Here is a 20,903-nt window from a genome sequence, read left to right as displayed (position 1 = left end):
TGGCGAATGTGGTCGGGGCGGAGGGATTTGAACCCACGACCCCCGCGTCCCAAACGCGGTGCTCTACCAGGCTGAGCCACGCCCCGACGCCTTTAAGGTTAGCAGCAAGGTAGGGATTTTGTCAAGCGGGTTGCTCATAGCCACGAAAGACACAAAAGCGCCTCATCACGTTAATCACCCTCAGCAACCGGCGGTACGGGGGGCGGGCCGGGGCGCGGCGTGAGTTGGAGACGGGCGCGCACGCGGGCCATTTCACCGACGGCGAGGCGGGCTTCGGCCAGCCATTCGCGGTGTTCGTAGGCAAAGGCGCGGGCAATGTAGGCCAACGCGCTGCTACGGGTATCGGCAATGCCAACCGCGACCAACAGATCGAGCAATTCACGTTCAGCGCGGCCCAACCGGGTCATCACCGGCACCGTGCGGGTGGTAAAGAGCACCTCGTGGTCGGCGGCGCGCATGCCCCACGCTACCGGCACCCCGCTGTGGCGTTCGATCTCGCGCGCGATCCGCATCCGGTCACGCCGGGTCTGCTCGCGCAACAGCGGAATCTCTTCGAGCGGACGCACAATGGACAGAATAATGATCAATTCGTCGCTGTACCGGCGAATCTCAGCCGGGCCAGCCCGCACGTCAGCCGGCAACCGTTGCGCGATAAGGCGCTGAATCTCTTCATCGTGCATTGGACATGTCCGTTCTGCTCATTTCGAACAAGCTATTGCGCAATATGTAACACGGCAATGTGATCGTTTACCTCTGCAACCCGGCTTCCCAACTCATACCCGGTGATGATCGGGTAGCGCGAAGCCCGCGGTCTACATCACTTACCCAGAAGGCCTATCATGGAATGCGGCAGTTTTACTGCCGCATTCCATAACACGAAAGGGTCTACTGCTTACTGTCCGCACCGGCAGAGGCTTGGCGCATCAACCATGCTGCCAGCAGCCCGACCACACACGCCGCTGCGCCGAACAAAAACGTCTCGCCGATCACCTGCGCCGCAATGTCCATTAGAAACCGGGCCGGGTCGGTCATTGCCAGCGGGTTATCGGCACCGGCCCGGCGCAATTCATCTTGGCGATGTACGCCCCAGAGGGTCAAGATCGCCACGCCGACCGTCATCCCCACTAGCCGCAACGCGATCACCAACGCCGACGCAGCGCCGCGCCGGTCTTCACCGGCTGCCGCCACCACCGTATCAGCTACCGGCGCAATCACCAAACCAAGGCCAATCCCAGTCAACGCCAGCTCAAGGCCCATGCGCAGGTAGGTCGCTTCAGGCCCCCAAAATGCCATCAGCGTATAGCCAACCAACGCAAGGGCCAAACCGAGCAACGCCGGCAAACGCCCGCCGTAGCGTCCGGTCAACAACCCACCCGGCAGCGCTGCCACCGCCATGGTCAAGGTCAAGGCTGACAGCATCCAGCCGGCATCCCACGCCGCCACCCGCAAAATATCGCTATCGGTTGGGTTGTAGAGCAGCAGATAGGTATTGATATAGAGTGGCACATTCGTGATCGCAATCGCCAGCCCAAAGCCGACCATGACATTGATCACGCAAGCCATGGCGGTATCGCGCCGGGTAAAGAGTTCAAGCCCGATCAACGGATCGGCGCTGCGTCGCTCGGCCCAGACGAAGAGGGCTAGCAACACCAGCGCCACAATCACCAGCGGCCCGGCGTAGGGCGGCGACCCTAGCCGTTCACCGTAGAAATCGGTTGCGCCCAATTCACTGCCAGCAGCCAAGCCGACATTCAACGCCACCAGACTGCCACTGAGCAACACCGTGCCCAACCAATCGAAATGGCCGGCCCGCGGCGGGGTAGGAATCTGGCGCAATGCGTACCACGTCAACCCCAACGCCACCAACCCGATCGGCAGATTCAACCAGAAGAGCAGCCGCCAATCGTCGAAAATCCGCATCAGTACGCCGCCGTAGAGATGGCCGACCATCCAGCCGGCGGTATCAACCGCGCCGATCAAACCGAGCGCCGCCGCGCGCTGGCCGGGCGGAAAGAGATCGCCGACCAGCGCCATCGAGACCGGCACCATCGCCCCTGCACCGAGCGCCTGCACCACTCGGCCAATGATCAGCATCGCCAGATTGGGCGCGGCGGCCACCCACGCCGACCCGATCAAAAAGACGACCAAGCAGAGCAGGTAGACCATGCGCCGTCCAAGCAGATCCGACAAGCGGCCCATAAAGGTGATGCTCACCGTATAAGCCAGCAGATAGCCGCTTACTGCCCACGACGCGCGGTTGAGTTCGGTGTCGAGCGACAGGCGCAGGTCGATCATGACCTTCGGCAACACCGCGCTAATCACGGTCAAATCAACCGCACCGATAAAGATAGACAAGCAGACCAATCCCAGTGTAATCCGGGGATCGAACGTGCGCACTCCGGCTTTGGTCAGCGCAGGATTCGTCATGGGCATTGCACTGGTTCGCGGACATCAACCGTCTTGTCGTACTCGCTAAACTCAAGCGTCCACGTGCTGGGACTGGTCGCATCGGTAGCCGTATCCACCAGCACCACCCGGCTAGCGCGCATGGTCGCCTGATCGGCCCAGAGATCAGTAGCAACCGGCCCCGCACCCAACAGATTGAGGCTGATTGCGCGCAACTGTTCAGCCGGCAGCGTACCACGCAGATGGTAATGCGGACGACCATTCAAATCTTCGATCCCCACCAGCGTCACATCGGCAAACTGGTTCGCCAGCAACGCCTCGATCCCAATATCAGGGGCAAACAAGACTGCCGGATCAAAGGTCGAGCCGGGTTGCAGACACATCCACTGGCGGGTAATCGGATTCGTCGTATACTGCTTGCCGGCCAGCGAGACCGTCCGGATCTCGCCAATCGCGTTGCCTAGCGTGATGTTGAGCACCGAGAGCACAGCATCAGGACGACGCAAATCGCCTTCGATGCTATTCAGCGTCGTCACCCCGCCTGCATCGAGCGCTACCGGCTTGCCGGTCAGGGTAATCCGAAAATGGGCACTCTGGCTATTTTGGGTTGCCTGACCGATAGCCGATGCCAACGCGCGCGGATCGGGAGTCGGCGTCGGTGTCGGCGGCGTTGCCACTCCCCCACAACCAACCAACCACAAGACCAGACTTGCGATGAGCCATCTCCAGCTCTGCTTCATAGCGCACCTTCTCATCTGCTGTGCTACCATGGTCGTGACAGTAGTATAACAGAGGTCGCCCACCATGAAGATTGCAATTATTGGCGCTGGTGCGCTCGGCAGTGTGATTGGTTTCCACCTTGCTCCTGTCATTTCGATCATGCTCGTGGATCCGTGGGCGGAACACGTTGGCACCATCAACGCGACCGGGTTGCGCTGCGCCTTCGATGACGACGAAACCACCTATTCGATCCCAGCGACGACTGAGCCGGCGAGTGTTGAGCCGGTTGATGTCGCGCTCGTTACCGTCAAGGCTGCCCAAACCGTATGGGCCGCCGAGACAGCCGCGCAGCTCTTGAAACCCGGCGGAGTAGCGTACACGCTGCAAAATGGACTAGGGAACGCTGAAGTGCTGAGCCGGCGGCTGGGAACATTGCGCGTCGGGCAAGCAGTCACCACGCTCGGTGCAACCCTGCTCGGCCCCGGACGGGTGCGCCTCGCCGGTCGCGGGCCGACCACGTTTGGCGCGGCGCCGTCGCTTAGCATCGCTTACGCACTTGCCAACACGTTTCGTACCGCAGGCTTGCCGGCTGGAGTTTCGACCGATCTCAATAGTTTGGTCTGGGGCAAATTGATTGTGAACGTGGGCATCAATGCGCTCACCGCGATCCTGCGCGTTCCCAACGGCGCCTTAGCGAGCGTGCCGGCAGCATCCGCCCTTGTCCGGCAGGCGGTGGAGGAAGCGGTAGCCGTCGCGCGCGCCGCTGGAATTACACTGGCGTTAGCCGATCCTGTGCCTGAGACGCTGGCAGTGGCGCAAGCGACCGCCGCGAACCGCTCGTCAATGCTGCAAGACATCTTGCGCGGCGCACCCACCGAAATCGACACCATCAACGGCGCGATTGTGCGTGAAGGGCGCCGGCTTGGCGTGCCGACCCCGTTTAACGAGCTGCTGTGCGATCTAGTTAAGGCATTAGAAGCGACGACACCATTACGCGTGCAGGAGCCGTAGCCGGCATCCGGTCAAGATCAGCCAAAAACCGGTGGACGGCCTCGTCCGCACTTATCTTGCCGGCGATCACCGGATCGTAATACACCGGCACAAAATCGAACAGAAATGAGCGCGCCATTTCCAGCTCGCGCACCATAATCTGGGCAATCGGCCCGCACGCAGGAAGCATGACCGTGCGCGCAGCGTGCAGCGTGGCGGCACGATCATACGGCACTCGCACAATCTGCGCCTGCCAACCGTGCTGGTCAAGAGTCAGGCGAGCATACGCGGCCCGCCAGTCGCCATCGAATGGCAACCCAACCGACCCCACGTTCACCACCAGCGTCTGCCCAACCCAGCGGGTGAACGGCATGTGGGTATGAGCAGTGCAAAACACCGCAGCTTCCGGATCGATTTTGGCTTGCAATTCGAGCTGAGCATGAGAGGGTAACAGACCATCACGGTCGTGATGGATCGAACCATGATAGACCATCACCGTCCCGCCCGGCGTCGCTAACGCCAAACTCGTGGGGAGCGCCTTGATCTGCGGCAGCAGATCAACCACTTCCTGATGAGTCCAGATAATCGGCCCGTGCAATACGCGCTGTCCGCCCTGCGGCGGATGGCCGGTGTTCAGATCGTCGTCATAACTGAGGATGTAACCCTCATGATTGCCGCGCAACACATCCCAGCCTCGTTCCATCTGCATCTGCAAGGCTAGCTCAAGGCAAGGGTACGGTTGCGGGCCGCGATTGATCATGTCGCCGGCAATGATGACCGTATCAGGCTGCCACTGCTCAATATCGGCAATCACCGCGCGAAAAGCGGCGAGATTCGCATGAATGTCGGCGAGAACAGCTATCTTCATTGGTGTGGAACATCCTCCGTATCCATGGTGCTTGCTAGCCCCCGCCCCTTGCCCCACCCCTGTTGGGGGAGGGAACCCAGCTCTTCAGGGCCGGGCTAGGGTTACGAAGCCCGCTGCGCGGGCGGATCGCCCTCATCCCCCAACCCCCTCTCCCACCTCGCAGCGAGAGAGGGGAAGGGGGTGAGGGTGAAACAGTGTATCGCAACGCCTCCAGCCACATCTGTACTTATAGCCTCTGTCAGCCCTTGAACCCGGCGAGCGGCTACTCAGCCCCACCCCCGGCCCCTCAACCCCTCCGGGGGAGGGGAGTTGGACGCTTCCCAAGGGGGGAGGCTGGGGGCGACTAGTAACTACACCCTGCAAGTAGTGTACCATGGATATGAAACCGTCTCAGGAAGGAGCTGCCGTTGTGTTTACCTTCGGACGCGCTTTGGGTAACGAACCCACCTTTGCTGCGCATCGCGAATGGCTAGTAACGAATGGGATCGGCGGTTATGCCGCCGGTACAATTGCCGGCACGCTCACACGCAGTTATCACGGTTTGCTGATTGCCGCGCTCGAACCACCGCTTGGCCGGGTGCTGACCTTAGCATCGCTCGATGCGCATGTGAGCTATCTCGGCCAGACCTTCGATCTTACGACCCACCGGCGCACTGGCGAACCGGCCCGCGCTTGCCCATGGCTCGAACGCTGGCGGCTGGAAGGAACTACGCCGGTGTGGGAATACGCGCTGGCCGATGCGCTGCTCGAACGGCGGATCTGGATGGTGCCGGGGGCCAACACCACCTACATTCGCTATACCGTCCGGCGCGCCTCGGCTCCGCTCGCCCTCCGGCTCGACGCTTTGGCGACGGCGCGTGATCATCACGCGGTGACGCAGGTAGGCGATATTCCCTTGCAGGCCGAACCCATTGCTCATGGGTTGCGGATATGGCCGCTGGCCGGCGGACGCCATCTGCGCCTGCTCAGCGATCGGGGAACCTTTACCCCGCTCGGCGGCTGGCTGACCGATCTCTTTTTGGCTACCGAAGCTGAACGCGGGCAAGCGGCGGTTGATAACCTGCGCCGGGTTGGCCGGCTTACCACCACCCTTGCGCCGGGAGAGTCGTTGTTGATTGTTGCCACCACCGAACCCTCGGCCACCCTTGACAGCGAAGTGGCGTGGAAGCTGCGCGCCGATTACGAAGCCGCTTTGTTGCAGCGGATTGACTGGACGGATGATCCATTCGTTTTCCAGCTTGCGCTGGCCGCCGATCAGTTCATCGTCGAGCGGCCCCTACCCGGCGGGATGCGCGGACGTACCGTCATTGCCGGTTATCCGTGGTTTACCGACTGGGGCCGCGATACGATGATCAGCCTGCCCGGCCTGACCATTCCCACCCGCCGGCCAGAGGTCGCGGCAGAAGTCTTGCGCACCTTCGCCCAGTTTGTTGATCGCGGCATGGCGCCCAACCGCTTCCCCGATGAAGGCGTAGCGCCTGAATACAACACCGCGGATGCGACTCTCTGGCTGTTTGAAGCGGTGCGCGCCCACTATGCTGCTTTTGCCGACGACGATCTGCTCACCGAACTGTTTCCGCTGCTTGCAGAGATCATCGACTGGCATGTGCGCGGTACCCGCGATGGGATCGGGTTGGATCGCGGCGACGGTCTGTTGCGAGCCGGCACACCAGCTACCCAACTGACATGGATGGACGTGCGTGTGCAGGGGTGGGTGGTTACGCCACGCGCTGGCAAGCCGGTTGAGATTAATGCGCTCTGGTATAACGCGTTGCAGAGCATGGCCGGCTTTGCCCAAGGGCTAGGCCGGTCTTCCGAGCGGTATCAGGCGATGGCGGCGGCGGCGCGCGCCGGTTTCAACCGGTTCTGGTACGCGAACGGCCAATACTTGTACGATGTAATCGATACGCCCAACGGTATTGATGCGACGCTCCGGCCCAATCAGATCATTGCCGCGAGCCTGCCGCACAGCCCGCTCGACCGAGGCCGCCAACAGGCAGTTGTGCGCGCTTGCGCCCAAACTTTGCTAACCAGCGTTGGCTTGCGCAGCCTCGATCCGGCTCATCCCGATTACGCGCCGCGCTATGCCGGGCCGCTCTTGCAACGTGACGCCGCCTACCACCAAGGCACGGTCTGGGCATGGCTGCTCGGCCCCTACGCCAGCGCCGTCTACCGACTCACCGACGATCGGGCCGCTACCCGCCGGTTGCTAGCGCCGTTGCTCGATCACCTCAGCGATGGCTGCATCGGCACGATCAGCGAAATCTTCGACGGCGATCCGCCCCACCAGCCGCGCGGCTGCTTCGCCCAAGCGTGGAGCGTGGCCGAAGTCTTGCGCGTGTTGTATGAAACGAGGTAGGAGCGGCGCGCCGAGCCAGCTCACTTCCGCCCGCTGACCACAAACAATACCGGGCGAGGGTCGGGGTCGGCGATAGAGCTGGCTACAAACGGCAGACCGGCATACGCCGCCAGATCGGCGCTATCGATCAACGCCGCCTGCGCCGGTTCAGCGCCGTCGAGCAAATAGGCTTGCGTTTGCGGCGCGGCAAAACCGGCGCCGGCCAGCAAGCGCGTCCACTCATCAGCCAAACCATCAGCCGGAACGAGCGGCAAGGCCGGTGGCAGCGCAGCCAGTAAGGCGGGCGGATGGAGGCGCAGGCGCACCCAGTACTCACCCGCCGTCGCGATCAGCAACGTCCCGCCGGGCCGCAACACCCGCCACAACTCGCGCAAGGCCCGCTGCCGGTCAGCAAAGAGTTGCAGCGCGGCCACACACCAGATCAGATCGACGCAACTATCGCGCAACGGCAACGCCTCGGCAGCGCCGGCGATGGCGGCCAAGGCCGGCGCTGCCGGCAACGCGGCGGCATCGCGATCGATGCCAACCAGCAGCGCACGAGTTGCGCATCGCTCGCGCAGCCACTCGGTTTTGAAACCATCGCCGCAGCCAACGTCGAGCGCAACTCGTGCGCCAGCAGGAGTGGCGGCGAGCAGGGCATGGCGAATGCGCGCCAAGTAGGGTTGGTGCAACAGTGGTATCATAAGGCGCAGAGCAAGCAAAGACGCAGAGGGATGGGAGCGCAGAGGCGCAAAAGGATTGGATGGTTGATGAAGAACGATCTCATTCCAACCTGCTATCGTTCGGCGGCGTTGCGCCTTGCGGGCTACACACGTGTGCAGCGACCAATCACCATTGTACAACTCGCCGCACTGCACCTCCTTCACACTAAGACGCGAAAGGTTTAACGCCAAGACGCGCAGGAGCGCAGAGGCGCAAAAGGATTGGATGGTTGATGAAGAACGATCGCATTGCGACTTGCCATTACTCGGCGGCATTGCGCCTTAGCGGGATACACACGTATGCAGCGACCAATCACTATTATACAACTCGCCGCACTGTACGGCCCCAACATCTACCGCCCGCAACCCGGCGTGGTCTTGCGGGCCAGCGCTAACGCCGACTACAGCGAACGGCTCCGCAGCGCCATCAAAGGCGGCGCACTGGCGATCGGGCTAGTCATCGCCCATCTATACGTCACGGCGCAGCCGCGATCAGACGATGTGCTGCTGAGCGCCTTCTTCACCACCAACGAGCCGGCAATCGGCGCCGAATTATGCCAGTATGTAATCGACGGCATAAACGCTGAGCTCACCGGCGACGAGACGTGGGATCCCGACGAGCCGCTGCTATCGTTGCGCGACCGCCGCCAAGCGCAGACATTGCCGGTCGCTGCGCTGCAACTGATCGCCAATGCCCGCCGGCGCGATCTTCCGGCCACGGTATTGCCCGATGGACGCTTGCTGCTAGGGTATGGCGAACGGAGCTGGACGGTGACGGTGAACGATCTGCGAGCTGCGCCCGGCCTGCAACCGCCGTGGTCGCAACTAGGCCGCATCCCGATTGTAGCCATCACCGGCGAACGCTACCGCAGCCTCGCTGTCGCTGAGCAAGCTGCCCGTTACCAAGCCCGCGCGATTGATCACGCTGATCGAGCTACCGTGCTCGCGGCACTAGCCGACCCTGCTTGCCCGGCGTTGGTGATAGGGTTTGCCACCGATAGTCTGTTACGCGAAGGCTTGCCCTTCGACCGCTGCGATCTCGCGGTGATTACCGACCACGCCGGCCCGCGCCCGCCTGCCGCCCTCGACGATGATGAATGGCTGAAGGCGTTGGGGTTGCCGATGCTGTGCAGTACCGCGCCGGCATTGATCAACCTCACCGATCCGGCGTTGCACGCCTTGTTGAGCCATGCACCCAATGGGGTGATTGGGTGGGGCGGATACGCGACCGGTGAGGGGTAGGAGCCGCCCGGCGAGGCGGCTCCTACCGGGGTTGGCCTACTCGCTAAACCGGTCGGTTACTGCGCCGAGGCTAGCCGAGGAGACGAGCTTGGCATATTTGGTCAGCACGCCGCGGGTATAGCGCAGCGGACGCGGTTGCCATGCTGCTCGCCGCCGGGCCAGCGCTTCGTCTGAAACGTTGAGCTGCAAGAGACGGGCATCGGCATCGATCGTGATGCTATCGCCCTCCTCTACCAGCGCGATCGTGCCGCCCACCGCCGCTTCCGGCGCGACGTGACCAACGACCAAGCCATAGGTGCCGCCAGAGAAGCGACCATCGGTGATCAAGCCAACGCTATCGCCCAACCCAGCACCAATGATCGCCGAGGTCGGCGCCAGCATCTCGCGCATACCGGGGCCGCCCTTCGGCCCTTCGTAGCGAATCACGACCACATCGCCAGCCTTAATCTTCCCGCTCAAGATCGCCTCAAGGCACTCCTCTTCGGCATCGAAGACGCGCGCCGGGCCGGTAATGCGGCGCTGCTTGATGCCGGTAATCTTAGCGACGCAACCCTCTTCGGCCAAATTGCCGCGCAAAATCGCCAGATGGCCCTGCTCGTAGATCGGCTGCGAGAAGGGGCGGATCACATCCTGACCAACCGGCGGCTCGTCGGGCACATCGGCCAGCACTTCGGCGATCGTCTGGCCGGTAATGGTCATGCAATCGCCGTGGATGAGGCCAGCGTTGAGCAGCATCTTCATCACTTGCGGCACCCCGCCCACCCGGTGCAGATCGGTGGCCACGTAGCGACCCGACGGCTTCAGATCGCAGAGCACCGGCACCCGCTGACGAATGGTCTCGAAATCGTCGATGGTCAGCGGCACATCGGCAGCATGGGCAATCGCCAGCAGATGCAACACCGCGTTGGTTGAACCACCTAGCGCCATAATCACGGCAATCGCATTCTCAAGCGATTTGCGGGTGATCATTTGGCGAGCGGTACGATTGGCCCGGATTGCTTCCACCAGCACCTCGCCTGAGCGCGCCGCGCTGATCGCCTTCTCTTCGTCTTCGGCGGCCATCGTCGAAGAGCCGGGCAGGCTCAGACCCATCGCTTCAATCGCCGACGACATCGTGTTGGCGGTGTACATACCGCCGCACGAACCGGCGCCGGGGCAAGCGTGACGCTCGATCTCAAGCAATTCGTGCTCGTCGATCCGGCCGGCGCTGTATTCACCGACCGCCTCAAACGCGCTGACGATGGTCAAGTCACGGCTTTTGTAATGGCCGGGTTTGATGGTGCCACCATAGACAAAGATGGCCGGAATATCGAGCCGAGCCATCGCGATAAGGGCGCCGGGCATATTCTTGTCGCAACCACCTACCGCAAGGATTCCATCCATCCGCTGTGCATTGACGACCGTCTCAATCGAATCGGCAATTACCTCGCGGCTGACCAACGAATACTTCATCCCCTCGGTACCCATCGAGATACCATCGCTAACCGTAATCGTGCCGAAGACCTGAGGCATACCTCCCGCAGCACGAATAGCAGCTTCTGCCCGGGCAGCCAACGCCCCTAAGCCGGCATTGCATGGTGTCAGGGTGCTGTGGCCGTTTGCAATACCTACTATTGGCTTTGTAAAGTCATCATCACCAAATCCTACTGCCCGCAGCATCGCCCGATTGGGTGAACGCTGCGGACCTTCGGTAATCATGCGACTACGTCGATTATCGCTCATCACGAGCCTCCTCACAGATTAGAACCGGAATACGGGCCTATTGTAGCGCAATTTTTGGCAAGCATAGGGGGCACCGCAGCGCTGTGCCCCTACTACGTCGACCCGGACACTCTGACGCCCCAGCCTCGCCCGACCCCCGCATCGCCCCGACCCGCGGCGCACCCGTTACCCCTAACCCGATACGACAATGATGGGGGTACAGGGGGCAAAGCAGCGCTGTGCCCCTACTCGGCTTTCTCTACCTCTTCCAGCAACGGCACCGGCGCCTCGCCGCGCCCGACACCCCAGTAGATAAAGCCAAGGCTGCGCATCTCGCGCGGATCGTAAAGGTTGCGCCCGTCAATCACCACCGGCTGGCGCATATAGCGCTTAATCCGCTCCCAATCCAACTGCTTAAACTCGTTCCACTCAGTGACGAGCAACAAAGCATCGGCATCCTTCGCTACGTCGTAAGCGGTCGCGGTAAAGGTCACGGTTGGCAACAACTCTTCGGCTCGCGGCATCGCAACCGGATCGTACGCCTTCACCCGCGCCCCTTTCTTGAGCAACGCATTGATGATATCGACGCTCGGCGCTTCGCGCATATCGTCGGTATTGGGCTTAAACGACAACCCCAACACGCCAATCAGCCGGCCAGTCAGATCGCCCAACGCCGTCTCGACCTTCTTGACGAACCGCTTGCGCGCATCGCTGTTAATATCCATCACCGCTTGCAGCAATTGCGGGTGGCAGCCAGCCGAAGCAGCCATGTGGTAGAGCGCCAGCACGTCCTTCGGGAAGCAGGAGCCGCCGTAGCCAACACCGGCTTCGAGGAAGTGGGGGCCAATCCGCTTGTCAGCGCCCATTCCGCGCGCCACTTCGCGCACATCAGCGCCAAGCCGCTCGCAGATCTGGGCAATTTCGTTGATGAACGAGATGCGGGTAGCGAGGAACGCATTCGAGGCGTACTTAATCATCTCCGCCGTGCGCAGATCGGTGATAATAATCTGCGCGCCGAGCGTCTCGTGCAGCGCCGCCACCCGCTGCGCCGCTTCGCGATTCTTGGCCCCCAGCACGATCCGGTCGGGCTTGAAAAAGTCGCTCAGCGCACTGCCTTCGCGCAAGAATTCAGGGTTCGAGACCACATCAAACCTGACATCAGGGCCGGCATGTTCGGCGATGATGTTTTCGACCATATCGCCGGTGCCAACCGGCACCGTGCTCTTGTCAATGATGATCGAGCCTGAGCGCAGATACTTACCGATGCTGCGCGCCGCGGCCTTGACGTAGGTCAGATCGGCAGCCCCATCTTCACCCATCGGCGTCCCCACCGTAATGAAAATGAATTCAGCTTCAGGAATGCCGACCGCATAGTCATCGGTAAAGCGCAACCGGCCGGCGCGCATATTTCGCTCCTGCACCTCTTCGAGGCCGGGCTCGAAGATCGGTGATTTGCCACTGCGCAGCAGTTCGAGCTTGTGCAGATCAATTTCGATGCACGTGACCGAGTGGCCAAGATCGGCAAAACAGACGCCGGTCGTTAGCCCGACATACCCGGTGCCTACTACACAAATGTTCTTCACGATCGTGTCTCCTTACGTCAGCGTGGATAGCAACCCGATCCACTGCGTTTTATTACCGTTGTACGCAATAGGTGTGACATTTCGATGAATAATGCCGCACCAATTGATAACAAAAGCTCAGAGGGTGACCTCAGTCCCCAAGCCTAATTCATTGGCGCGTTGCAACGCTAACGCCGCCACCGCGAGATCTTGCACTGCATTGCCAACCGACTTGAAGAGGGTGATCTCATCGGCGGCGGTGCGCCCGGCAACTGTGCCGTTCACCAATTCACCCAACTCGCCAATGATATGCTGTTCATCAATAAGGCCGGCGGCGCGCGCTTGGATCAGATCACCGGCCTCGGCCCAAGCGGCGTGGCGCTGATCGACGAAGAGCCGGCTGCGCGCAACCAGCGCCGGCGGGATCTCGGCCATATCGGGGCGATAGGCGCCGATGGCGTTGAGGTGGGCGCCAGGCCGCACCAGCTCGGCGGTAAAGAGCGGCGTGGCGCTGCTGGTAGCGGTACAGATCACATCAGCTTCGGCGAGAGGCATGGTTGGATCGGTCGCAATCCGGATATCGCCGCGAAAGCCCTCACCGCGCAGACGCGCAGCAAGGAGGGTCGCCCGATCACGGGTACGGTTGACAATCCAGACATTATTGATCGCGGGCCGCACAGCCAGCACGGCTTGCAATTGCGGCAACGCCTGTGCGCCGGCGCCGAACACCACCAGCGTGCGCGCATCGGGACGGGCCAGCCAGCGGGTCGCCACCCCCGACGCCGCGCCGGTGCGCAACGCGGTCAGATACGTGCCATCGAGCACCGCCAGCGGTCGCCCGCTAGTCGAATCGAAGAGCGTCACCAGCGCGTAGATCGTTGGTTCGGCGCGATACATATTCTGCGGAAAGACTGAGACGGTCTTGAGGCCGAGCGCTGGCGAATTACCGCCTAGCCGACCGGGCATAAAGAAGGTTGTCGCGGCATACGCGGGGGTTGCAATTGCGGTACGCAGCGGAATGTCAGCTTCGCCGCGCGCGAGCATGGCAAAAGCCTGCTCCACCGCATCAATCGCTGCTGCCATCGGCACGGCTTGCGCGACATCAGCCGCCGAGAGAAATCGCATGCCCACCTCCTCGTTGGTTGTGCGAACCGTAACCACCTCTTATCATACGACAAAACCGGCACGGATGGGAATCCATGCCGGTTTGGAACACACCATCTTTATTTGGCGCTACCTTGCCTTACGACGTTACTTTGGCGTCTCAAACAGCCACCTCACCCGGCGCGCAGCACTTACGCCTGCGCCGGCTGGTCACTCTCGGTCTCAGCCGGAGCGGGAGCCGCCTCATTGTCGTTGATCCGGCGCAGCGACAAACCCATCCGCTGGCGCTGGCGATCAAGGCTAATCACGCGAGCAGTGACAATCTGGCCGGGTTGCAACACATCACGCGGCTGCGTCTGCGGATCGGCGTCAAGTTCGCTGGCGTGGATCAAGCCCTCAACCGCCTCTTCCACCTGCACAAAGGCGCCAAACGGCGTCACATTCGTCACCGGGCCGGTCACCAGTTGGCCGAGTGTATAGCGCTGGTCGATCGTCTCCCACGGGTTGTTCTGCAACTGGCGGATCGACAGACCGATGCGCTCGCGCTCGCGGTCGATCTCGACCACGACCACCTTGACCTCTTGGCCGGGTTGGAGCACCTCACGCGGGTGATTGACCCGCTGCCAGCTCAACTCAGAGATGTGGGCCAAGCCATCGGCGCCGCCCAAATCGATAAACGCGCCGAAGTTGGTGAGCTGGTTGACCCGCCCCACCAGCACATCACCCGGCTGCAACTCGGTGAGCAAGCGATGCTTCTGCGCCTTGCGCCACTCTTGGGTTGCCGCCCGCTCAGAGAGCACCAACCGGTTGCGCTCGCGGTCAACCTCGATCACCTTGAGCGGAATCTCCTGATTGACCATCTTTTGCAGCGCCTGCTGCCGCTCATCAGCAGCGGTGCGCCCGTGCAGCTGCGCCACCTGCGACGCCGGCACAAAACCGCGGATGCGGTTGAACTGCACCAACAAACCGCCCTTGTTGAAACCAATCACCTTGCAGCGGGTGATGCCGCCATCGTGGAAGAGCTGCTCAGCTACTTCCCAGTCCTTCGCCACCTGCACCATCGTAAGCGAGAGGATCAAGTCACCGTCGCGGTTTTCCGGCTCTTGCACATACACCTGAACCGTATCGCCAACTTTCAGCGAGTTGATGAAATCATCACCCATTTGGCGCAAATCTTGAGCCGGAATCACGCCTTCACGCTTGGTGCCAATCGAGACCAGAACACCACTCTCTTCGATGTGCATGATCAAGCCTTCACGCAACTCACCACGCTGGGGGCGGGCATAATCATACTCATCGAGCAACTGGGTCCAATCCAGATCTTCCTCGTTCTGCCGGGTCACAGGGTCGGGCTGGACAGACATGCTACAAAGCCTCCTCAAAGAGATTTAGTTTGTCTCAACTACCGCGGCGGCGCAAAAAGAGCGCGATCCGGGTCGTGCGGTGGTACACGTCAGGTCGCGCAAAATGCTTTGTATGCAGATCGCTACGCTGGCGCGAGCCGCCGGCTCCGCAGGCTGGCAAGTGCTCCAAGGCCGTCGTACCGTTCCAGTCGGTGGAGTTGACCGTCGCGGAAGTCGAGACTTGTTTTACAATGGCGGCAATTATAGGCGATGATGGTGAACCTGTCAACATTTTCACAAGCTGGGCAAAGGCTGTTTGCCGTATATTGATGAATGATTCGGGCATGGCATTCATATTTGTGTTTCTGGATGGGGTGGGATTAGCGCCATCGGCACCAACTAATCCGCTGGCGCACGTGCCGATGCCGGCGCTGCACGGGTTGCTCGGCGGGCCGCTCACGAGCGAGCACATTGGCTATCGCGACGAGTTGCTGCTGGCGCCGCTCGATGCGTGCCTAGGGGTGGAAGGGCTGCCGCAAAGCGGCACTAACCACGTTGCTCTGCTGGCCGGCGTCAATGCGCCGGCGTTGCACGGGAGGCACCAGCCGCATTTTCCGCCGGTGGCGTTGCGCCCGCTGCTGGCCGAACGCTCGCTCTTCCGGCGCGCGCAGATGCAAGGGCAACGAGTGGCGTTTGCCAATGTCTTCACAGCCGGCTACTGGCAGGCGTTGGCCGAACGCCGGCTGCGCCGTTCGGCGAGTGTGATCGCCGCCGAAGGCGCCGGTCTCTACCTGCGCACGCTCGACGATTTGCGCGCCGGGAATGCACTGAGCTGGGATATTACCGGCGAGGGCTTGGCAGCGCGCGATCCGGCGGCAGCGACCATTGCGCCGATTAGTCCGCTCGCAGCCGGCGAGCGGCTGGCGCGCTTGGCGAGCGATGACGATCTGGTCTTTTTCGAGAGCTTCTTGCCCGATCTCGCCGGCCATGGCCGGCTCGGCCCCGACGGTGCTGCCATCGCGCTCACCCGCATCGATGGCTTGCTGGCCGGTTGGCTGCACGCGCGCCGGCCAAGCGACAGCTTGCTGATTACGTCAGATCATGGCAATATCGAACAGGCGGCTACCACCACTCACACTACCGCACCGACGCCGCTGTTGGTGATCGGACCGCACGCCGGCTATTTTCGCCATGTGCGCCGGATCGATGAGGTAGCCGATGCGATTGTGGCCGCTTTGGCCAACACCTGACACGAGGAAGCTATGCAACGAAAGATCCGCGTTCTGTTCGTCTGTATGGGCAATATCTGCCGCTCACCGATGGCTGAAGCCATCTTCCGCCATTTGGTCGAGCAAGCCGGGATCAGCGATCGGTTTGAGATCGACTCAGCCGGCACCGGCGGCTGGCACGCCGGCGAGCCGCCGCATCCGGGGACGCAGCGGGTGCTGGCCCGCCATAACATCTCGACCGCCGGTATGCGCGCGCGGCAGGTGCGCTCGGCTGATATTGACCAGTTCGATTACATTCTGGTCATGGATCGCGAGAATCTGGCCGATCTGGGCCGCTTTCACCCCAGAGCACGCGAACGGGCCAAGCTATTGCTGAGTTTTGCGCCGGAATTGGGGGTCGATGAGGTGCCCGATCCCTACTACAACGGTCGCTTCGATGAAGTGTACCAGTTGATCGAGACGGCGTGCCGCAATCTGTTGGCCTACATCCGCGAACGCGAGGGGGTGTGACGATCGATCACAAACACCAGTTCGTTGGGCAACTCGATCACGCGCGGCGACCACCCCTCGGCGGCGGCAAGTGCGTCCATATAACCGCGGTAGGTCGTCGCCATGCCTACATTGCGCCCGCCTAAACTGAGGGTCGGGAACGAAACCACTAGCCTGGGAGCTTGGATAGCGCGCAGGAGATCGGCGCCAGCGCCGCGCCGTTGCTGTTCGAGCAAGGGAAGAGTTTTTAAGACCAGAACAACATCAGCCGCGACCGGCGGCGGCCCCGCCGCCAAATCACAGGTATTGGCTTCTCCTTGCACGCCGAGCAGCGGCAGGGCCGCGCGGATAAACCCGCTGAGGGCAGTGTCAATGTCATACGCGGCGTACCACGTGGTCGGGGGCAACTCCATCCACGGGATGGCGAGCGGATTGAGTCCGCAGCCAAGATCGAGCACGCGCTGCGGCGGCTGGTCGCCAAAACAGGCCGGGTAGAGGCGATTAAACACCGGCAGCCGCTCGCGGGTCGAGGCATGGTGAGCCATCAACCGCAGACAAGCCGCTTGGCGCGTTGCCTTGTCTGGCGCTGACTGCAATTCAGCCAGCCACTGCGAGTAGGACAGTGCGCGATCGGCATAGGCACCGATCATCTGGTGCAATGTCGTTTTGGCGGCTTTAATCGCCGCTTTGAGCGACGGATAGCGCTGCAACGACTCGCGCCCCACCCGCTCGATCACGGTGGCATCGATCGTGCGGTAGCGCGCGCTGGCCTGCACGGCGGCAATCAATTCGGCTAGTTGGGAATCACGCTCTGAAATCATGGTCTTTTATCGCAAAGAATTTACCGCAGAGAACGCAAAGGGCGCAGAGGGTGAGCAGAATATGCTCGCTCCTCTTGTCCTCTCTGTGCCGCTGTGCCTCGGGGCTTATGAGCGAGCGCAGCGGGAGTAGTAAGGTGAGGTCACTCCTCTTGCCCCCTCTGTGCCGCTGTGGTTCATCAATGAGCGCAGAGAAGGAGCAGGGTATGCTCGCTCCGCTTAACCTTGGCTCCTCTTGCGACGTGCTGTCGCGTTCATCACACCTCACCCGCTTGCGCTGCGTTCCGCTCTCGCCGGATCAATTCCATCACCTGCGCCATGAAGTGCAAATTGTGGATCGTCGCCAACCGCAACGCCAACGTCTCGCCGATCTTGTGCAGATGGTGCAAATAACCAAGGCTATAGTGACGGCACGTAAAGCAGGTGCATCCCGGCGAAATTGAGTGATCGGCCTTAATATGTTTCCGGTCGGCAAGATAGACGTAGGTAAACCACTCGCCCGTTAACCGAAAGCTGGGGTGATGTGGATCGGCAGTAAACGCCAACAACCGGCCCTGGCGGGCATCACGGGTTGGGAGTGCGCTATCGAAGATATCGTAGCCCATCCGCGCACAAGTGACCACGCTCGCCGGATGACCGACACCAAGCGCATGCATCGGATAGTGGGCCGGAATCTGGGCACGGGTAAACGCCAATACCTCGTGCAACAGGTTTCCCTGCGCATCGAGCGGCCAGCCGCCAAACCCAAACCCATCGAAGCCGATTTCCAGCAACGCCGCCGCACATTCGGCCCGCAATGCCAGATCGCCGCCGCCCTGCACCACCGCAAACAGCAACGGCGGCGGCCCGCTCCGCTTCTGTTGCGCCACCTGCCGATCAAACTCAGTGCGGCACCGCCGCGCCCAGCGGATCGTCCGCTCGACCGACCGGCGCTGCTCGGCAGGCGAATCATCAACATGGGTACAATCATCGAGACAGATCACAATATCAGCGCCATAGCTCAGTTGCAGTTGAATGCTTTTTTCAGGCGTCAACTGAAACCGCCGCTCCGCGCCTTCCGGTTGAAACACCAAGCCTTGATCCGAAATCCGGCCTTGCTTGGGATGATTGCGGATCAGCGAATAGGCCTGAAAACCACCACTATCAGTCACAATTGGCCCATTCCACGCCGCCATCCGGTGCAACCCTCCCAGCGCATCGATCGTCGAACTTCCGGGACGCTGCATCAGATGAAACACGTTCATCACCAGCGCGGTAATTCCGGCTTCGACTAAATCACGCCTATCAACGGCGCGCACCGTGCCAAACGTAGCATCCGGCAAAAAAACTGGCAAGGTTAATTGGCCATGGTTAAGGGTAAGCGATGTTGGCATATTCCCAACAACAATCTAGATTTGAAATTTAGTATACAATGCGTTATACTATCCCGGAAGCACACTAGAATCTGATTTCTGTTTGTGCCGGTTCTGTCTGCCTCGTGTGCAGCTGTAGGTAGATGCAACATCTACTTTTCTTGGAATTGGCTGTTGCAACCGGCGACAAAGAGAGAATCAAAGGCGAAAAGCAGGTTACTACTTGTAGAATGGAGCGACCAATGTCCGACATCACCAAAAACCTACTCAATGTCGATTTGCGGCAAGGCGTTGTGCCAATCTCGAAGGCGGCATCATCACTCGCCGCGCTGATCAAGCGCTCACAGACCACTCACCAGCCGATTATCGTCACCCAGAAGGGCTATCCGGCTGGCGTCCTGCTCGACGTTGAACTGTTCACCGCCCTGCGCGAACTGGCCGAACGCTACGAAGCCGAGCGCAATGGCCACAACAACAACGCCGAGTAAACCACTGCCGGCATATTACCATACGTGAGCGCAGCCGAATCAACCAACGGCTGCGCTCCGTTTTTCGGCAACGTTGCACAGAGCATCGCTGCCGCCGGACCAACACCGCCAAGTTGCAGCGAAAACGCCAACACTTCTCTAACATGCTCATCGGCAGCATGTTTCGCTTCAGAAAGCGATAAAGCCTGCTTCGCCGCTCGCTTGACCAGCCACTTGCACGTTTTGCCGACCTGTGCTATACTCTCAGCCGAAGTTAATCCCCAATAGCTCAACGGTAGAGCAGCTGACTGTTAATCAGCGGGTTCCTGGTTCGAATCCAGGTTGGGGAGCCACACAAACAAACCGCCGGTACCGGCGGTTTGTTTATTAACAAGATGCTCGGCGGAGAGCCGAGCTTTTACGTTTTGCTCCACCACGAGACATCCTCCTATTGCTACCGCAGTAAGACGGTGATCGAGTAGCTACTTGGACTCATGTCCGGCGCTTACCCGCGCCACGTACTTAGATAGAGTCCGCCCGGTCAAGGGGGCGTCTGCCGGTTATCGGTAGACACATGATACCTTTTCGCGACCTTTTCACTGATACATTGTATCTTTTGAGTAAACATCTGCCGTCACTGTTGGTCAAAAATGATGATATGGTCACAGAACTGATCACGAGATCGGTATAATAAACTCCGTTGTACAATCAGCGTGGTAGTTGCGGTGGAATTCACAACGGAGCGATGGTCTGAACATCGGCGTGTCTGCTCCTGCCGGCAGGTTGACCACCACCGGCGCTTTTCTGCGCATCGCTACGTGGTTGGCAGATCAGCCTGACGCACCAACGACGGAGAACATAAGGCATGGTAGAACCCGTGGCAGATCAGGTGCTGCGAGCAATCGATCAGGTTCGCGAACGCTACTACCGCTTGATCGTGATTGTGGGTCCGGCGGGAAGTGGGAAAACATCCGCGTTGCAGGCCGTGTCGGCATTGACCTCGGCGCCGATGATCAACGTCAATCTTGAGCTGTCGCGCCGGCTGCTGAACCTGACCGAACGCCAACGAGCGATACACCTCCCACGAATCTTGGGCGACATCGTGCAGGAAACGGCAGCCGAGCTGGTTTTGCTCGATAATATCGAGCTTCTTTTTGATGTCCACCTGCACGTGGATCCGTTGCGTCTGCTCCAGAGATTGGCGCGAAACCGGACGGTCGTGGCGACCTGGAACGGTACCGTCGGGCCGAACGGGCTGACCTACGCCGTTCCGGGTCATCCCGAATACCGCCGTTATCCTACCGGCGACCTCGTTATCGTGGAGGCGAAACCGTGAACTACGATACACCGATGTTCGATATGGAAGATCAGACCACGCCGCACGCTCCGGTGGAATGCCTCGGAATGACCTTTGCCGACGACGAGGCACGTCGTGCGTACTTCCTTGACCGCTTACGCGCGGGGCTTGAGGAACTGCACGCCAAACTCGGTGGTGTTCCCTTCACGACCGTGGACGATGCCGTCCGGCGGATGCAGTCGGTTGCGCGATGGC

20 protein-coding genes and 2 tRNA genes are annotated in these 20,903 nt (G+C 60.9%); 9 read left to right on the top strand and 13 right to left on the bottom strand.

What is annotated here, in order from left to right; genetic code table 11:
- Positions 1 to 9: 9 nt before the first annotated feature.
- From U9R61_RS09575 to U9R61_RS09560, 4 genes are all read right to left on the bottom strand, one after another.
- Positions 10 to 86, bottom strand: a tRNA-Pro gene (locus U9R61_RS09575).
- A gap of 84 nt (positions 87 to 170) precedes the next feature.
- Positions 171 to 680, bottom strand: coding sequence for a hypothetical protein (locus U9R61_RS09570; RefSeq protein ID WP_322488587.1), 510 nt, complete (start codon positions 678 to 680; stop codon positions 171 to 173).
- Between the two features lie 205 nt (positions 681 to 885).
- Positions 886 to 2,427, bottom strand: a complete 1,542-nt coding sequence (locus U9R61_RS09565; RefSeq protein ID WP_322488586.1) for an MFS transporter — start codon at positions 2,425 to 2,427, stop codon at positions 886 to 888.
- Positions 2,424 to 3,146, bottom strand: a complete 723-nt coding sequence (locus U9R61_RS09560) for an LppX_LprAFG lipoprotein (RefSeq protein ID WP_322488585.1) — start codon at positions 3,144 to 3,146, stop codon at positions 2,424 to 2,426. The genes U9R61_RS09565 and U9R61_RS09560 overlap by 4 nt, the downstream gene beginning before the upstream one ends.
- Positions 3,147 to 3,210: 64 nt before the next feature.
- Between U9R61_RS09560 and U9R61_RS09555 the strand changes: the two genes are divergently transcribed.
- Entirely contained in the window at positions 3,211 to 4,137 is a 927-nt protein-coding gene (locus U9R61_RS09555) for a 2-dehydropantoate 2-reductase (protein ID WP_322488584.1), read from the top strand.
- On the opposite strand, the gene U9R61_RS09550 is transcribed toward U9R61_RS09555, so the two are convergent.
- A complete protein-coding gene (locus U9R61_RS09550) occupies positions 4,091 to 4,984 on the bottom strand; it encodes a metallophosphoesterase family protein (protein ID WP_322488583.1) in 894 nt (297 codons plus the stop codon). The two genes, U9R61_RS09555 and U9R61_RS09550, sit on opposite strands and share 47 nt — an antisense overlap.
- Before the next feature lie 379 nt (positions 4,985 to 5,363).
- Here U9R61_RS09550 and U9R61_RS09545 point away from each other — a divergent pair, with 379 nt between their 5' ends.
- Positions 5,364 to 7,343 (top strand): amylo-alpha-1,6-glucosidase, encoded by a 1,980-nt coding sequence (locus U9R61_RS09545; RefSeq protein WP_416208840.1) that lies wholly within the window; start codon positions 5,364 to 5,366, stop codon positions 7,341 to 7,343.
- A gap of 20 nt (positions 7,344 to 7,363) precedes the next feature.
- Here U9R61_RS09545 and U9R61_RS09540 read toward each other — a convergent pair whose 3' ends face one another.
- Positions 7,364 to 8,026, bottom strand: a complete 663-nt coding sequence (locus tag U9R61_RS09540; RefSeq protein WP_322488581.1) for a class I SAM-dependent methyltransferase — start codon at positions 8,024 to 8,026, stop codon at positions 7,364 to 7,366.
- Positions 8,027 to 8,344: 318 nt separating this feature from the next.
- Between U9R61_RS09540 and U9R61_RS09535 the strand changes: the two genes are divergently transcribed.
- Positions 8,345 to 9,286: a DUF4938 domain-containing protein gene (locus U9R61_RS09535; RefSeq protein ID WP_322488580.1), complete on the top strand. Its 942-nt coding sequence runs from the start codon at positions 8,345 to 8,347 to the stop codon at positions 9,284 to 9,286.
- 36 nt (positions 9,287 to 9,322) lie between these two features.
- Here the strand turns inward: U9R61_RS09535 and ilvD are convergent, their stop codons facing one another.
- From ilvD to U9R61_RS09510, 5 genes are all read right to left on the bottom strand, one after another.
- Positions 9,323 to 11,008, bottom strand: a complete 1,686-nt coding sequence (gene ilvD / locus U9R61_RS09530; protein WP_322488579.1) for a dihydroxy-acid dehydratase — start codon at positions 11,006 to 11,008, stop codon at positions 9,323 to 9,325.
- 224 nt (positions 11,009 to 11,232) lie between these two features.
- On the bottom strand, positions 11,233 to 12,570 hold the full coding sequence (locus U9R61_RS09525) for a UDP-glucose/GDP-mannose dehydrogenase family protein (protein WP_322488578.1): 1,338 nt from the start codon (positions 12,568 to 12,570) through the stop codon (positions 11,233 to 11,235).
- Positions 12,571 to 12,687: 117 nt separating this feature from the next.
- Positions 12,688 to 13,674: an ornithine cyclodeaminase gene (locus U9R61_RS09520; RefSeq protein ID WP_322488577.1), complete on the bottom strand. Its 987-nt coding sequence runs from the start codon at positions 13,672 to 13,674 to the stop codon at positions 12,688 to 12,690.
- 170 nt (positions 13,675 to 13,844) lie between these two features.
- Positions 13,845 to 15,017, bottom strand: coding sequence for a 30S ribosomal protein S1 (locus U9R61_RS09515; protein WP_322488576.1), 1,173 nt, complete (start codon positions 15,015 to 15,017; stop codon positions 13,845 to 13,847).
- Between the two features lie 34 nt (positions 15,018 to 15,051).
- Complete coding sequence (locus tag U9R61_RS09510; RefSeq protein WP_322488575.1) at positions 15,052 to 15,351, bottom strand: hypothetical protein; 300 nt, start codon at positions 15,349 to 15,351, stop codon at positions 15,052 to 15,054.
- Between U9R61_RS09510 and U9R61_RS09505 the strand changes: the two genes are divergently transcribed.
- Positions 15,341 to 16,246: a metalloenzyme gene (locus U9R61_RS09505; RefSeq protein WP_322488574.1), complete on the top strand. Its 906-nt coding sequence runs from the start codon at positions 15,341 to 15,343 to the stop codon at positions 16,244 to 16,246. The genes U9R61_RS09510 and U9R61_RS09505 overlap by 11 nt on opposite strands.
- 12 nt (positions 16,247 to 16,258) lie before the next feature.
- Positions 16,259 to 16,735 carry a low molecular weight protein-tyrosine-phosphatase gene (locus U9R61_RS09500; protein ID WP_322488573.1) on the top strand — a complete coding sequence of 159 codons (477 nt, stop codon included), beginning with the start codon at positions 16,259 to 16,261 and terminating at the stop codon, positions 16,733 to 16,735.
- Here U9R61_RS09500 and U9R61_RS09495 read toward each other — a convergent pair.
- A complete protein-coding gene (locus U9R61_RS09495) occupies positions 16,708 to 17,535 on the bottom strand; it encodes a 16S rRNA methyltransferase (protein ID WP_322488572.1) in 828 nt (275 codons plus the stop codon). The genes U9R61_RS09500 and U9R61_RS09495 overlap by 28 nt on opposite strands.
- A gap of 254 nt (positions 17,536 to 17,789) precedes the next feature.
- On the bottom strand, positions 17,790 to 18,905 hold the full coding sequence (locus U9R61_RS09490) for a tRNA guanosine(34) transglycosylase Tgt (RefSeq protein WP_322488571.1): 1,116 nt from the start codon (positions 18,903 to 18,905) through the stop codon (positions 17,790 to 17,792).
- Between the two features lie 221 nt (positions 18,906 to 19,126).
- Here U9R61_RS09490 and U9R61_RS09485 point away from each other — a divergent pair, with 221 nt between their 5' ends.
- The 4 genes from U9R61_RS09485 to U9R61_RS09470 all read left to right on the top strand — a co-directional run.
- Positions 19,127 to 19,372, top strand: a complete 246-nt coding sequence (locus tag U9R61_RS09485) for a type II toxin-antitoxin system Phd/YefM family antitoxin (RefSeq protein WP_322488570.1) — start codon at positions 19,127 to 19,129, stop codon at positions 19,370 to 19,372.
- Between the two features lie 257 nt (positions 19,373 to 19,629).
- Positions 19,630 to 19,704: transfer RNA gene (locus U9R61_RS09480), tRNA-Asn, on the top strand.
- Between the two features lie 512 nt (positions 19,705 to 20,216).
- Positions 20,217 to 20,687: a BREX-3 system P-loop-containing protein BrxF gene (brxF, locus tag U9R61_RS09475; protein WP_322488569.1), complete on the top strand. Its 471-nt coding sequence runs from the start codon at positions 20,217 to 20,219 to the stop codon at positions 20,685 to 20,687.
- On the top strand, positions 20,684 to 20,903 hold a 220-nt coding region (locus tag U9R61_RS09470), incomplete at its 3' end, for a hypothetical protein (RefSeq protein ID WP_322488568.1). The genes brxF and U9R61_RS09470, both read left to right, overlap by 4 nt.

It is taken from the genome of Chloroflexus sp. (assembly GCF_034431535.1).
Classification (GTDB): domain Bacteria; phylum Chloroflexota; class Chloroflexia; order Chloroflexales; family Chloroflexaceae; genus Chloroflexus.
The sequence above is the reverse complement of the archived record's forward strand: the minus strand, read 5'-3'. Positions and strand labels throughout refer to the sequence as shown.

Bases quoted from the DNA above. Each gene is read 5' to 3' on its own strand.
- U9R61_RS09495 (WP_322488572.1), bottom strand. From the start codon at position 17,535: ATGATTTCAGAGCGTGATTCCCAACTAGCCGAATTGATTGCCGCCGTG.
- U9R61_RS09510 (WP_322488575.1), bottom strand. From the start codon at position 15,351: ATGAATGCCATGCCCGAATCATTCATCAATATACGGCAAACAGCCTTT.
- U9R61_RS09565 (WP_322488586.1), bottom strand. From the start codon at position 2,427: ATGACGAATCCTGCGCTGACCAAAGCCGGAGTGCGCACGTTCGATCCC.
- U9R61_RS09500 (WP_322488573.1), top strand. From the start codon at position 16,259: ATGCAACGAAAGATCCGCGTTCTGTTCGTCTGTATGGGCAATATCTGC.
- U9R61_RS09505 (WP_322488574.1), top strand. From the start codon at position 15,341: ATGGCATTCATATTTGTGTTTCTGGATGGGGTGGGATTAGCGCCATCG.
- U9R61_RS09570 (WP_322488587.1), bottom strand. From the start codon at position 680: ATGCACGATGAAGAGATTCAGCGCCTTATCGCGCAACGGTTGCCGGCT.
- U9R61_RS09550 (WP_322488583.1), bottom strand. From the start codon at position 4,984: ATGAAGATAGCTGTTCTCGCCGACATTCATGCGAATCTCGCCGCTTTT.
- U9R61_RS09560 (WP_322488585.1), bottom strand. From the start codon at position 3,146: ATGAAGCAGAGCTGGAGATGGCTCATCGCAAGTCTGGTCTTGTGGTTG.
- U9R61_RS09555 (WP_322488584.1), top strand. From the start codon at position 3,211: ATGAAGATTGCAATTATTGGCGCTGGTGCGCTCGGCAGTGTGATTGGT.
- brxF (WP_322488569.1), top strand. From the start codon at position 20,217: ATGGTAGAACCCGTGGCAGATCAGGTGCTGCGAGCAATCGATCAGGTT.
- U9R61_RS09540 (WP_322488581.1), bottom strand. From the start codon at position 8,026: ATGATACCACTGTTGCACCAACCCTACTTGGCGCGCATTCGCCATGCC.
- U9R61_RS09545 (WP_416208840.1), top strand. From the start codon at position 5,364: ATGAAACCGTCTCAGGAAGGAGCTGCCGTTGTGTTTACCTTCGGACGC.
- ilvD (WP_322488579.1), bottom strand. From the start codon at position 11,008: ATGAGCGATAATCGACGTAGTCGCATGATTACCGAAGGTCCGCAGCGT.
- U9R61_RS09520 (WP_322488577.1), bottom strand. From the start codon at position 13,674: ATGCGATTTCTCTCGGCGGCTGATGTCGCGCAAGCCGTGCCGATGGCA.
- U9R61_RS09490 (WP_322488571.1), bottom strand. From the start codon at position 18,905: ATGCCAACATCGCTTACCCTTAACCATGGCCAATTAACCTTGCCAGTT.
- U9R61_RS09515 (WP_322488576.1), bottom strand. From the start codon at position 15,017: ATGTCTGTCCAGCCCGACCCTGTGACCCGGCAGAACGAGGAAGATCTG.
- U9R61_RS09485 (WP_322488570.1), top strand. From the start codon at position 19,127: ATGTCCGACATCACCAAAAACCTACTCAATGTCGATTTGCGGCAAGGC.
- U9R61_RS09535 (WP_322488580.1), top strand. From the start codon at position 8,345: ATGCAGCGACCAATCACTATTATACAACTCGCCGCACTGTACGGCCCC.